We start from the raw sequence: 13,594 nt of genomic DNA on the forward strand, positions 1-13,594 counted from the left end.
ACTCGCAACATACAATATCGGATGTCCCACCTCCTTGATAGGTATGTCTTCGGAATTCCTTGAGAATTCCGCATTCTGGCGCCCGGGCGGCGAGGAGCCGCGAGGCTCCAGCTTCCCAGGCAGCCTCACCGTGATCCATCTCTCACTTGACGTCCCCTTGTGACCACACTTACAGTTTCAATACGAGCATCGGACGTCCTACATCCGATAACCCACGACAGTCGAATGGTGAGGCACCTTTATGAGCAAGACCATCAACAGCCTGCCGCTGGTCAATGACGCCAGCCGCCGCAATTTCCTCAAGCTGAGCGGCGCAGTTGGTGCAGCCGCCGCCTTCACGGCAACCCTTTCCGCGTGTGGCGGCGCTGCCAGCACCACCACGGGGAATGCAGCCAACACCGCGGCTGTGAACAAGGACCTCATCATCGAGGCAGGCATCTCATACGCCCTCTCCACAGGCTTTGACCCGCTGAGCTCTTCGGGAGCCACACCGATGGCAGCCAACCTCCACATCTTCGAAGGCCTCATTGAGCTCCACCCGGCGACGCGCCAGCCCTACAACGCCCTGGCAGCGACGGATCCCAAAAAGGTCAACGACACCACCTACCAGGTGACCATTCGCGACGGCGCCAAGTTCCACGACGGCTCCCCCGTCACCACCGAAGACGTGGCCTTTTCCTTTACCCGCGTCATGGACCCGGCGAACAAGTCGTTGTTCTCCCAGTTCATCCCTTTCATCCAGGACGTCAAGCCTCTGGACGCCAAGACAGTGGAATTCACGCTCAAGTACGCCTTCCCGGGCTTCGGGCCGCGAATTTCGGTGGTCAAGGTGGTCCCCAAGGCACTCGCCAGCGATCTAAAGGCCTTCGACGCCAAGCCAATCGGCTCCGGTCCTTACAAGCTGGTCTCCGCCGTCAAGGACGACAAGATCGTCTTCGAAGCGTTCGCAGACTACAACGGCCCCAAGCCTGCACTCGCCAAGGGCATGACCTGGCTCCTCCTTTCGGACGCTGCGGCCCGCGTTACTGCTGTCCAATCCGGCCGCGTCCAGGCCATCGAGGACGTTCCGTACCTGGACGTCGACGGCCTGAAGTCCAAGGTCAAGGTGGAATCAGTCCAGTCCTTCGGCCTGCTGTTCCTCATGTTCAACTGCGCCAAGGCCCCGTTCGACAACAAACTCGTCCGCCAGGCACTGCACTATGGCATGGACAAGGAAGCCATCATCAAGAAGGCCCTGTTCGGCAACGCCAAGGCGGCCAGCTCCTACTTCCAGGAAGGCCACCCCGACTACGTCAAGGCCAAGAACGTCTACGGTTTTGACACGAAGAAGGCCGAAGACCTGCTCAAGCAGGCGGGCGTCAGCAGCCTCGAATTCGAACTCCTCACTACGGACACTGCCTGGGTGAAGGACGTTGCACCACTGATCCTGGAGTCCTGGAACAAGATCCCTGGCGTCAAGGTCACGGTGAAAAGCCTCCAGTCCGGTGCCCTTTACAGCGACCGCGTGGGTAAGGGTGACTACACAGTGGTTGCGGCTCCGGGCGATCCATCCGTGTTCGGCAATGATGCTGACCTGCTGCTGAGCTGGTTCTACTCCGGTGCCACGTGGATGGAGAAGCGCGCCTTCTGGACAACTCCTGAGCGCACCAAGCTGCAGGAACTCATGAACAAGGGATCGCAGGCTTCCGGCGACGACGCCAAGAAGGTAGTGGCCGAAATCGTGGACATGGTCTCGGATGAGGTCCCCCTGTACCCCGTCCTTCACCGCCAGCTTCCCAGCGCCTGGGACGAGAAAAAGCTCAAGGGCTTCCAGCCGCTGCCCACCACCGGATTGTCGTTCATCGACGTCGGACGTACCGCCTAGAAACCTGAGTTGCGAGGCCTGCTTTGCGGCCTGAATCCCCAAAGTAGCGCGCAGAGCAGGCCCCACAACCAGCAGCACCCCCAACCAACCGGAGAACAAATTGGTCACCATATTGCGTCTGCTTGGCCGCAGGCTTGCAGCATTGCCATTGATGATCCTGGGCATTACGTTGCTCGTCTTCCTCGTCCTGCAGGCCGCCCCCGGCGACCAAGCCAGCTCCGCCCTCGGTGACGGTGCCAGCGAAGAAGCCAAGCAGCAGTACCGCCAGGAAAATGGCCTGAACGATCCCCTGGTCCTGCAATACTTCCGCTTCCTGGGGAAGCTGCTGCAGTTCGATCTCGGCGTCACAACCCCGCCGGCAAAGTCGGTCGCATCAATGATCGGCTCTGCGTTCCCCCTGACGCTCCAGCTGACCTTCCTGGGCGTCATTATCGCAATTGTTCTGTCCCTGGCTTTCGGAATCCTCGGTGCCCTCTACCGCGACAAGTGGCAGGACCAGTTGATCCGGGTCTTCTCGATCGCCGCGATCGCCACCCCGTCGTTCTGGCTGGGCATCTTGCTCATCCAGTGGTTCGCACTCGGCGCCAGCCCGATGTTTCCCTCAGGCGGAATTGCGACGCCGGAATCCGGCTTTGGCGGTTGGCTGAACTCGATGGCCCTCCCGGCCCTGGCACTGGGCATCCCGGTATCGGCATCGCTGATCCGCGTGGTCCGGACCTCGATGGTGGAAGAGCTTGACCGCGACTACGTCCGCACAGCAATCGGCAATGGTGTCCCCTACCGCGAAGTCGTTTCCAAGAATGTTCTCCGCAACGCGCTCGTCACCCCGGTGACGGTGCTGGGACTCCGCGTGGGCTATCTGCTGGGTGGCGCCGTCGTGATTGAAATGATCTTCGCCCTACCCGGCATGGGCCAGCTGATCCTCAATGGCATCACCAACCTGGACGTCAATCTGGTCCAGGGCGTGGTGCTCACCATCTCGGTCACCTTTGTTCTGGTGAACATCGTGGTTGACCTTCTCTACCTGCTCATCAACCCCCGAATCAGGACGGTATAGCTCATGCGCAGCAAGCTCGCAGAACGGCTAAGTGCACCGGGCATCCGTTTCAAGGCCCTGCCCTGGGGCTCCCGCATTGCCCTGCTCTTCCTCATCTTGATTGTCTTCGCGGCCGTCTTCGCGCCAGTCATCGCTCCGCATGATCCCCTTGAGACATTCATCCCGGCCACGCCGCCGGGCGCCGAGCACTTCCTCGGCACTGACCGCCTGGGCCGCGACATTTTCTCGCGCCTGCTCTTCGGCGCACAGTCGTCACTTTTGATCGGCCTCGGCGCGGTTGGTCTTGCCATCCTCGCCGGTGCGCTCCTGGGCTCCTTCGCGGCGACGTCCAGCAAGTCCGTGAACGAGATCATCATGCGGCTCATGGACATCCTCATGGCGTTCCCGGGTATCGCCCTTGCAGCCGTATTGTTGGCTGCCTTTGGCAACTCGGTTCCCACCATCATCATCGCAATCGCCATCATCTACACCCCGCAGCTTGCACGAGTGGTCCGCGCCAACGTGCTGGCCCAGTACGGCGAAGACTACGTCCGTGCCGAACGCGTGATCGGTGCTGGCCGCTTCTACATCCTGGTCAAGCACATCGTCCGCAACACCGCCGCTCCGGTGCTGGTGTTCGCCACAGTGATGGTGGCCGACGCCATCATCCTGGAAGCCTCGCTCTCCTTCCTGGGCGCGGGCGTTCAGGATCCCGCCCCCTCTTGGGGCAATGTGATCTCCTACGGCCGCAATCTGGTTCTTTCCGGTGGCTGGTGGGCCACCACGTTCGCTGGCCTGACAATTCTGTTGACCGTCCTGTCCCTGAACATCCTCGCGGAGGGCCTCACCGACGCCATGGTGAACCCGAAGCTTCGCCGCGCGCCCGCAGTGAAGGACGACGACGGCTCTGCCGCAGTTCTGGCCGTGGACACTGAGGTTGCAACGTCCGTAGCTCAGCCGTCGGTGGTTGAGGAACACGAGCTCGACGGCGTTCGTCCGGCTTCCGATCGCACCGTCACCGAAGTCTTCGGCAAGTCAGCTCTTCTCACCGATGTGAACGCTGCAGCCGCCAAACCGCACCTCCTGCTGGACCGCGAACTGGAACTGCTGGCAGCCATCGAAGCCAAGCGCACGGACCGCCTCCCCCAGGTGCCGGCAGGCGCGCGGAATGTCCTTGAGGTGAAGAACCTCTCCATCCGTTTCCCGGGCCGCTTCGGCGAAACCGCGATCGTGGACAACGTCTCCTTCACGGTCCGCGAAGGCGAAACCATGGGCCTGGTGGGGGAGTCCGGTTGCGGTAAATCGATCACCTCACTCGCTGTGATGGGCCTTCTGCCCAAGACAGCCCAGGTCACCGGTTCCATCCTGTTTGATGGCAAGGAACTCCTGGACGCGAAGACCCAGCACAGCAACCCCAAGGCCTATGAGGGGCTGCGCGGCGAGCAGATTGCCATGGTCTACCAGGATGCGTTGAGCTCGCTGAACCCCTCCATGAAGATCAAGGACCAGCTGGAGCAGCTCACCAAACGTGGCGGCCGAAAGACACCCGCTGAACTGCTGGAAATGGTGAAACTGGACCCCGCCAGGACGCTTGCCAGCTACCCCCACGAGCTCTCCGGCGGCCAACGCCAGCGCGTGCTGATTGCCATGGCCCTGTCCCGATCGCCGAAAATCGTGGTGGCCGATGAGCCCACCACGGCCTTGGATGTCACCGTGCAAAAGCAGGTGGTGGATCTGCTCAACGAACTCCGTGAGCAACTCGGTTTTGCCATGGTATTCGTCAGCCACGACCTCGCCTTGGTGGCCTCCCTGGCTCACCGCATCACAGTCATGTACGCCGGCCAAGTGGTGGAATCCGCACAGGCTTCCGAGCTTCTGCAGAATCCCAAGCACGAGTACACCCGTGGCTTGTTGGGTGCCGTCCTCTCCATAGAGGCCGACGCCGTCCGGCTGCACCAGATCCCCGGCACAGTCCCTTCACCACGCGACTTTGCTTCGGGCGACCGCTTCGCGGCCCGCTCACTCAGGGCTGACGCCGACCCCAACCAAAAGCTCGTCCTCACCACCGTCCCGTCTCCCAATGCCGACGCTGCGGATCACTATTGGGCCAGCCACTTGAAGGAGGACGCAAAATGAGCGAATCAAGCTCCAAGCCGGTCATCGAGCTCCAGGACGTCAAGGTCTATCACCACGCCAGGACCGGCGGATTATTCCGGCCCAACATCGTCAAAGCTGTTGACGGAGTGGACTTCACCATCAGCCGCGGCGAAACCGTGGGCATCGTTGGTGAGTCCGGCTGTGGCAAGTCCACCCTCGCTTCAGTTCTCGTGGGACTTCAGCCGCCGACGTCGGGCAAGGTTTTGTTTCACGGAAAGCCAGCCATCAAGCGCAACGCTGCCATGCGCAAGCAGTTTGGCCGCTCGGTCTCCGTGGTCTTCCAGGACCCGGCTACGGCGCTCAACCCACGCATGACCATCCAGGACATCCTCACCGACCCCCTTCAGATCCACGGCATCGGGAACGCGGCAAGCCGCGCTGCCAAGGTCAAGGAACTGTTGGCGCTGGTTGGCTTGCCGCAATCGGCAGCCGAGGTGACGCCGTCGCAGGTTTCCGGTGGTCAGCGCCAACGTGTGGCAATCGCCCGGGCACTGGCGCTCGATCCGGACATCATCGTGGCGGATGAGCCGACGTCGGCCCTGGACGTTTCCGTCCGGGCGCAGGTCCTGAACCTGTTGTCGGATCTGAAGACCCAGCTGAACCTGGGCATGGTGTTCATCTCTCACGACATCCAAACCGTCCGCTATGTTTCGGACCGCATCTGCGTCATGTACTTCGGCAAAATCGTCGAGCAAGGCACAGCCGCACAGGTCTTCGACAACCCCGGAAACGATTACACCAAGAAGCTGCTGGGCGCCGCGCCGAGCCTTCTCCACATCTAGTTTTCCCCTCACCAGCTACCAACAACGGAGATTTCTGTGTCCACTCAGTTCCAGGGCGTCATTCCCCCGGTCATCACACCACGCCACTCCGACGGCAGCATCGACACTGCGTCGCTGAAGAACGTCACCAAGCACCTGATCGACGGCGGCGTGTCCGGACTTTTCGTCCTCGGCTCCTCCGGGGAAGTCCCCTACCTCACCAATGATGAGCGTGAGCTGGTGGTCTCCACCATCGCCGACGCCAACGCCGGAGCGGTCCCGCTGATCGTCGGCGCCAACGAGCAAACCACCAACCGGGTGATCGAGGAGGCCCGAAAAGTGGTGGACCTGGGCGCTGACGCGATCGTGGTGACCTCCATGTACTACGCCATCGGCAACGCCGCGGAGACTGAAACTCATTTTCGCAGCATCCACGCAGCCGTCGAGAAGCCAATCTTCGCTTACGACGTCCCCGTCCGAACCCACTTCAAACTGCCAACGGACCTCTTGGTCCGCCTGGGCCGTGATGGTGTCATCGCCGGCGTGAAGGACTCCTCCGGCGACGACGTTTCGTTCCGCCAGCTGCTCCTGGCGGCCAAGGACATTCCCAACTTCGACATCTTCACCGGTCACGAAGTTGTGGTGGACGGCGCCCTCCTTGGTGGCGCCCAGGGTGTTGTTCCGGGCCTTGGCAACGTTGATCCGGCGGGCTACCGCCGGCTGTTCGACGCCGCGCAGGCTGGCGACTGGGCGGGTGCGGCCCGGGAGCAGGACCGTTTGGCCGACGTCTTCGAGATCGTCTACACGCCCAACGGCCGTGTCTCCGGCGGCGCCGCTGGGCTGGGAGCGTTCAAGACCGCGCTGCAGGTCATGGGCGTCATTGAGTCCAACACGATGAGCGAGCCCATGCTGTCCCTGAACTCCGATGAGACGGCGCTGATCCGTGAAATCCTGGAGCGGAACGGGCTGGTCTAGGTTTTCCATGACCGCTTCCATGACCCACGTGATCGGCGTTGACCTCGGCGGCACCAAAACCGCCGCCGGGGTTGTTTCCGGCTTTGGTGAAGTGCTCTTCTCGGAATCCATTCCGACGTTGAACCGGGCCGGTGGCGAAGCGATCCTCGACGCCACCGCTGCCCTGGTATCGGGTTTGATGCAACGCGCTGCCGACGCCGGACATTCCGTGTCCGGCGTCGGCGTCGGCTCCGCTGGGGTGATTAACGCGTCTTCCGGGGCTGTCTTGTCTGCCACGGATGCGATTCATGGTTGGGCGGGGACTGAGCTTGTTACCGGGCTTGCTGCCCGTCTTTCCTTTCCGGCTGCTTCGGTGCGCACCGTCAACGATGTCCACGCTCATGCTCTCGGAGAAGCTTGGCTTGGTGCCGCAGCTGGAACGTCCACTTCTCTGATGGTGGCGTTCGGGACAGGCGTTGGCGGCAGCTTCGTGGTGGATGGCGCTCCTGTTTTGGGGCATCACTCTGTTGGCGGTCATGTTGGGCATTTTGCCTCGCCCTACGCCACATTTGATGGGGCAGCGCTGCCATGTGTATGCGGCCATGCCGGGCACGTCGAGGCCGTGGCTTCGGGGCCCGCCATTCACGAGTCGTACCTGCGATTTGGTGGTTCTTCACGCGAGGCGGCGGATACGCGTGGCGTGTTCGTGCTGGCTTCCGGTGCTCCTGCTGGCGTGCCCGACGGCGGTGCTGCCGCCACTGTCAGCCGAGCCGCCGCCTTGCGTGCCATAGGTCTCGGGGCGGCCGCCGCAGGTCAAGCCGTGGGCGGACTCATCAACATTCTTGACCCTGAAACCGTAGTCATTTCAGGTGGCCTGGCGGACGCCGGTGGGCTCTGGTGGGAGCCCATGGAAGCCGCCCTCCGCCAAGAGCTACTGGTGCCTCTTGCCGAGGTCCCCGTGGTCCGGGCAACCCTTGGCAACACCGCGGCCATCGTTGGTGCCGCGAAACTCGTCCTTTAGAAGAAAGAGACAACATGATCCTGACCCTCGAAGGCCTCGAAGCCCTCCGTTCCCAGCTGATCGTCTCCTGCCAGGCCTACCCGGGCGAGCCGATGCGTGATCCGCGAACTACGGGACAGGTGGCGGCATCAGCGGTCATCGGCGGTGCTGCGGCGATCCGAGTCCAAGGGTTGGCCGACGTACAGTTCACTCGTGCCGCCGTCGAAGTTCCCGTCGTCGGCCTCTGGAAGGACGGTCACGATGGCGTCTTCATCACCCCCACGCTCCGGCACGCGCTTGCCGTGGCGAACGCGGGCGCGCATATTGTGGCGATTGACGGAACGCGCCTGGCTCGCCCCGATGGTTTGTCGCTGGGAGCCACCGTTGCTGGCATCCACGCCGAGTCCCACGCCTTGGTCATGGCGGACTGCGGTTCCTTCGATGACGCCGTGGCAGCTGTTGAAGCCGGCGCAGACCTGATCGGAACCACCCTGTCCGGCTATACCGGCGAGCGCCCGAAGACCGACGGTCCGGATCTGGATTTGCTGAAGCAGATCGCTTCCGCCGACTTGGGTAAGCCACTCATCGCAGAAGGCCGCATCCAGACCCCGGCCCATGCACGGCAGGCCCTCGACGCCGGAGCGTTTGCCGTTGTTGTCGGGACCGCGATCACACACCCAGCCACGATTACGGGCTGGTTCAAGGGCGCGATGCACGCGTAGCCCTGACTTGCGGCGCCTACTCTGCGCCCCAAAGCCATACCAGGGCCCACGCCGCCCGGGCCTCACAACGCAGAGGTAGCAGTTGTAGGCTTCTCCCATGAATGCCGAGAGCTCCCGTGAATTCGACGTAATTGTGATCGGCGCGGGCGCCGTCGGGGAAAACGTGGCGGACAGGGTGGTTCGTGGCGGACTGACGGCAGTGATTGTGGAAAGCGAATTGGTGGGCGGCGAATGCTCGTACTGGGCGTGCATTCCTTCCAAAGCACTCCTCCGGCCAGGCAGCGTCCTCCACGCGGCGCAGGGAATTCCCGGGGCTTCGGAAGCGGTAACGGGAGTCATCGACGCAGAGTCGGCCCTGAAACACCGGGACTGGTTTACGAACAATTGGCAGGACGGGAGCCAGGTCGAGTGGCTGGATAGTGCCGGCATCGAGCTGATCCGTGGGCGGGGGCGCATCACAGGACCGCGGGAGGTCCAGGTGGACGGGCTCGACGGCAACAGCTATGCGCTCAAGGCACACCATGCAGTGGTTGTTGCTACAGGCTCAACCCCTACCATCCCGGATGTTGAGGGCCTCAAGGACGTACCCTTCTGGACCACTCGCGGCGCCACTGCCGCAAAAGTCATCCCCCAGCGGTTCGCGGTGCTCGGAGGCGGAGTGGCCGGCGTCGAATTGGCCCAGGCTTTTGCCCGACTTGGTTCGGTGGTGACACTCATTGCTCGTGGTCGACTTCTGAGCAGCTACTCCGAAGAGGCGGCCGACCTGGTCCTGGCCGGGCTGCGGGCTGATGGGGTAACAGTCCATCTCCACACTGATGTGGACAAAGTGGAAAAGAACGACGACGGCTCGGTGTCAGTCACGTTCAACGGCGAGGCCGTCACGGCCGACAAACTCCTGGTCGCATCTGGCCGGCATCCAGCGTTGGCCAATTTGGGTTTGGAAAATGTGGGCGTTGAACCGCAGAACGGGAAACCGCTCCGGCTCACTACGGACGCCAGTGGGCTGGTGGAGGGGCCGGCAAGCGATGGCACCAGCGGACTCTGGTTGTACGCGGCAGGCGATGCCGCGGGCAAAGTCTTGCTCACGCACCAGGGAAAGTATGAAGCCCGGGCAACCGGTGATGCAATCGTCGCAAGGGCAAACGGTAAACTCTCCGGCGCCCCGAAACCTTGGAGCGCGTGGGCCCACACAGCCAACGAGCACGCCATTCCAAGCGTCGTCTTCACGGATCCGGAAGTGGCCTCGGTGGGCCCGAGCCTTGAACAGGCCCTGCTCCAAGGCAAGCATGTCACCGGAGTGGAGTTGCCCATCAATGTCTCCGGATCCCAACTCTATTCCCCCGATTTCAAAGGGTGGGCGCAGATCGTGGTGGACGAGGACCGCAAAGTCATTCTGGGTGCCACGTTCGTCGGGCCCGGGGTGGCGGAACTGCTCCACTCCGCCACCATCGCGATCGTCGGCGAAGTCCCCTTGGACAGGTTGTGGCACGCGGTGCCGTCGTACCCCACCATCAGCGAGGTGTGGTTACGTCTCTTGGAGAAGTACGGCCTTTAACTCCTATTTGAACTGACCAGTCAGTTCAGTTAGACTTTCAGCAGACACCATTTCTGCGAAAGGCTCATTGTGCTGTCCGTACAGCAACTCCAGATCAACGGCCGCCGGGACGATCTCCTTCCGGCAACGTCACTCCAGGCCCGTCGTGGCGAACTCTTGCTCGTGGCTGGCGAAGGCCAGGATCAGCGGACCGCCTTGGCCTTGGCACTCAGTGGACGCATGAAACCCAGCAACGGCGTCCTCAGTTGGGACAACAACAGCAAGACCAAGAAGATCCGGCTGGCGAGCGCCTTGGTGGACTCGCCCGGCGTCAATGAGCCTGAACAGCATCTAAGTGTTCGCGACCTCGTCACAGAGGACCTCTCCCTCATCCCCCGCCGTTATCGTGGCGCCCTGCTGAGCAAGCCGTGGCTGAAGATCAACAGCTTTGAGGACATCGCCGGCCTATGGGTTGAACAGCTTTCCGCCAGCCGCCGGCTCGAGCTCCTGACCGCCCTCGCTTTGGCAGATCCGGCAACGGACCTCCTCGTGGTCGACTCCCCCGATCGCCACAGCGCCGATCCCGCGGCATGGCTGCCCCGACTTGAGGCACTGGCGTCCGACGCCGGGCGACCCCTCGCCGTCGTCGCCGTCGTCGGTGCCCTCCCGGACAACTGGACTGGCCCTGCTGCGGTGATTGGCAACTCAGTCGCCCACGCGCCGGAACCGGAAACCGTTGAAGTGTCCGCCCAGCCGGCAAAGGCAACGAACGCGCAATCGACAACGACCCCAATCGCGGCCCGCGAGATTCAAGACGAAGCATCCGAACCTGAATTCCAAGACCTCCAAAGGACTGCAAAGTGACTGTTCTGCGGCTCGCCCGCTCCGAACTCAAGCGCATGACCGGCGGGCTCCTGCCCAAGCTGACCATTCTGGCCCTGACCATGGTGCCGCTGCTCTACGGTGCGGTGTACCTCTATGCCAACTGGGATCCTTACGGCAACCTCAACCAGATCGACGCCGCCTTGGTAGTAGAGGACACCGGGGCAACCTCGAAGGATGGCACCGAGCTGCAGGCCGGCAAGAAGGTTGCCGACAGCTTGGTGGATGGCCACGTCTTCAATTGGAAGCAGGTTTCCAGCGCGGAAGCTGCGGATGCCGGCGTCCGTTCAGGCGAATACGCCTTCGCGCTGCGCATCCCCAAGGACTTCTCCGCCAACCTGGTCTCCCCCGGCAGTTTCGACGCCGCCAACCAGGCAATGCTCCATGTCACCACCAACGACGCCAACAACTACCTCCTGAGCACCATCGTGGACAAGCTCACCACAGCCGTGCACTCAACGGTGGCCAAGGAGGTGGGCGAGGAAACAGCAAACCAACTCCTCACCGGCTTCGGCACCATCCACGCCTCCATCGTGAAGGCAGCGGACGGAGCATCCCAGCTCGCCACGGGCGTGGGCCAGCTCAGCGACGGCGCAGCAACGTTGCATGATGGCACCACCCAATTGGTGACCGGAGCAGACCAGCTGGTGGCGGGACAAACGAAACTGCGAGACGGAGCCGTCCAGCTGAACACAGGCGCCAGCCAGTTAAGTTCAGGATTAAACGAACTGAAGAGCAAGACCTCCACCATGCCTGCCGATTCGCAGAAACTCGCCGACGGCGCCGCGCAAGTAGCAGCCGGGAACGCGGAGCTGAATGCGAAAGTCCAGGACGTCGTCGGGCAGCTTGATGCAGCAGACAAAGGCCTTCGCAATCGTGTTGTCGAATCCAATGTGCGGCTGGTTAGCGCCGGCGTGCTCACCCAGGAGCAGGCTGACAAGGTCCTGGCCGATTTCGACTCCACTGCAACCTCTGGCCCGGTTACCGACGCCAAGGCCAAGATCGCGGGCGACGCCGCCAAAATCCAGCAGCTCTCGGATGGTTCAGCTGCCGTGAGCGCCGGCGCATCGAAGCTTGCCGCGGCTACACCAACGTTGACAGACGCGATTTCGCAGGCAGCGGCCGGAGCCGGACAGTTGAGAACCGGGGCGTCCGCGCTGGCCGCCGGCCAGCAGAGCGCACTGGATGGCGCCATAAAGCTCGACGACGGCGCCCATCAACTCAACGACGGCGCCGGACAGCTTGCCAATGGCGCGGTGAAGGCCTCCGATGGCTCACACACACTGGCCACAGAACTCGCCAAGGGTGCCGGAGAAATCCCCAACCCGAACGATGAACAGAAGAGCAGTGTGTCCAAAGTGATCGCCGATCCCGTCGCGGTGGACAACGTATCGCAGGCCAAGGCAGGATCTTACGGGGCCGGCCTGGCACCCTTTTTCCTGACCCTGGCCCTGTGGATCGGCGTATTCATGCTGGTGCAGGCCATGCGCCCCATCACCCAGCGCGCGCTGGCATCCAACGCACGCGCCTGGAAAATCGCGGTGGGTGGCTGGCTTCCGTTCTTCGTTGTCTCGGTCCTGCAGGCCACCATCCTGACCCTCGTGGTGAATCTGGGCCTCGGCTTGAACGCCGCCCACCCCGTAGGCATGTGGTTGTTCATGTTAGCCGCGGTGATGGCGTTCAGTGCGATCATCCAGGGCATCGTGGCGCTCATGGGTACTCCGGGCAAGTTCGTGGTGCTGATCCTGCTGGTCCTGCAGCTTGTGTCCTCGGGCGGTACGTTCCCCTGGCAGACCACCCCCATGCCACTTCACGTGGTGCACGAAGTCCTGCCCATGGGCTACGTGGTGACGGGAATGCGGCACCTGATCTACGGCGGGGAACTCAGCATGATCTGGCCAACAGTTCTGGGCCTGCTTGGATACACTTTGCTGGGAGCGGCACTGTCCACTCTCGCGGTCCGCAAACACAAGATGTGGACCCTCAAGACGCTGAAGCCGGAGATCGCCGTATGAGTACCACCGAGCCGGCCCCTTCAGAGCTGGGGGCCGCGGCAGGAAACGCGGAGAAGAAGTTGCGCCCCGGGCGCACCAACGCCACCAAGCAGCGCCTCTTCGAGGCGTCCATGGAGCTGATTGGCGAACGTGGCGCTGCAGGTGTCACCGTGGATGAGATTGCGGCCGCGGCCGGCGTGTCCAAGGGTACGGTTTACTATAACTTCGGCAGTAAATCGGACCTGATCGCGCAGCTGCTGCGGCACGGCGTGGACATTATGCTGGTCCGCCTCCAGGCAATCGAAGGCCAAGCCAGCGATCCCCTGGAATCCATGAAGAACATGGTGGGCCAGGCCATGGAATTCATGGACGAATACCCGTCATTCGCTCGTCTGTGGGTCAGCGAAAACTGGCGGACGCCGGGCGAGTGGAGTGCTGTGTTCGCCGAACTCCGGGCAGAACTCCTCGCGGTCATCGGCTCTGCGGTGGAACGTGTGGCTTCCGGATACAAGGTGGACGAGTCCATCGCCCGCGGGAGCCTGGAGGCGGCCATCTTCGGGGCCATCTTCGTGGTGGGACTCGACCGGCAAACCTACAACCCGGAGCGTACCCGGGAACAGAGCGTGGCCGCGGTCATGACCATCATGCATGGGTACGTCATCAAGTAGGTGACCGTCCGCAACGGTATCC

General features: G+C 62.6%; 11 protein-coding genes. All 11 read left to right on the forward strand.

Annotated elements, in window-relative coordinates:
* Positions 1 to 241: 241 nt before the first annotated feature.
* The gene (locus tag AB4Z15_RS11365; RefSeq protein WP_442017357.1) at positions 242 to 1,864 is read left to right on the forward strand and encodes an ABC transporter substrate-binding protein; all 1,623 of its coding nucleotides are present in this window, start codon (positions 242 to 244) and stop codon (positions 1,862 to 1,864) included.
* A 100-nt stretch (positions 1,865 to 1,964) separates the two neighbouring features.
* Positions 1,965 to 2,921, forward strand: coding sequence for an ABC transporter permease (locus tag AB4Z15_RS11370; protein WP_442017358.1), 957 nt, complete (start codon positions 1,965 to 1,967; stop codon positions 2,919 to 2,921).
* 3 nt (positions 2,922 to 2,924) lie between these two features.
* A complete protein-coding gene (locus AB4Z15_RS11375; protein ID WP_442017359.1) occupies positions 2,925 to 5,036 on the forward strand; it encodes a dipeptide/oligopeptide/nickel ABC transporter permease/ATP-binding protein in 2,112 nt (703 codons plus the stop codon).
* A complete protein-coding gene (locus AB4Z15_RS11380; RefSeq protein WP_442017360.1) occupies positions 5,033 to 5,839 on the forward strand; it encodes an ATP-binding cassette domain-containing protein in 807 nt (268 codons plus the stop codon). Before AB4Z15_RS11375 ends, AB4Z15_RS11380 begins: the two co-directional genes overlap by 4 nt.
* Positions 5,840 to 5,875: 36 nt before the next feature.
* Positions 5,876 to 6,793 carry a dihydrodipicolinate synthase family protein gene (locus AB4Z15_RS11385; protein ID WP_442017361.1) on the forward strand — a complete coding sequence of 306 codons (918 nt, stop codon included), beginning with the start codon at positions 5,876 to 5,878 and terminating at the stop codon, positions 6,791 to 6,793.
* 19 nt (positions 6,794 to 6,812) lie between these two features.
* On the forward strand, positions 6,813 to 7,793 hold the full coding sequence (locus AB4Z15_RS11390; RefSeq protein WP_442017444.1) for an ROK family protein: 981 nt from the start codon (positions 6,813 to 6,815) through the stop codon (positions 7,791 to 7,793).
* Positions 7,794 to 7,807: 14 nt separating this feature from the next.
* Positions 7,808 to 8,494 (forward strand): N-acetylmannosamine-6-phosphate 2-epimerase, encoded by a 687-nt coding sequence (locus AB4Z15_RS11395; protein WP_442017362.1) that lies wholly within the window; start codon positions 7,808 to 7,810, stop codon positions 8,492 to 8,494.
* Positions 8,495 to 8,591: 97 nt separating this feature from the next.
* On the forward strand, positions 8,592 to 10,049 hold the full coding sequence (locus AB4Z15_RS11400; protein WP_442017363.1) for a dihydrolipoyl dehydrogenase family protein: 1,458 nt from the start codon (positions 8,592 to 8,594) through the stop codon (positions 10,047 to 10,049).
* A 69-nt stretch (positions 10,050 to 10,118) separates the two neighbouring features.
* The gene (locus AB4Z15_RS11405; protein WP_442017364.1) at positions 10,119 to 10,892 is read left to right on the forward strand and encodes an ABC transporter ATP-binding protein; all 774 of its coding nucleotides are present in this window, start codon (positions 10,119 to 10,121) and stop codon (positions 10,890 to 10,892) included.
* Entirely contained in the window at positions 10,889 to 12,925 is a 2,037-nt protein-coding gene (locus AB4Z15_RS11410; protein WP_442017365.1) for a YhgE/Pip family protein, read from the forward strand. Before AB4Z15_RS11405 ends, AB4Z15_RS11410 begins: the two co-directional genes overlap by 4 nt.
* Positions 12,922 to 13,572, forward strand: coding sequence for a TetR/AcrR family transcriptional regulator (locus AB4Z15_RS11415; protein ID WP_442004723.1), 651 nt, complete (start codon positions 12,922 to 12,924; stop codon positions 13,570 to 13,572). Before AB4Z15_RS11410 ends, AB4Z15_RS11415 begins: the two co-directional genes overlap by 4 nt.
* The last annotated feature ends 22 nt before the right edge of the window (positions 13,573 to 13,594 follow it).

It is taken from the genome of Paenarthrobacter sp. 2TAF44 (assembly GCF_052114885.1).
GTDB lineage: Bacteria > Actinomycetota > Actinomycetes > Actinomycetales > Micrococcaceae > Arthrobacter.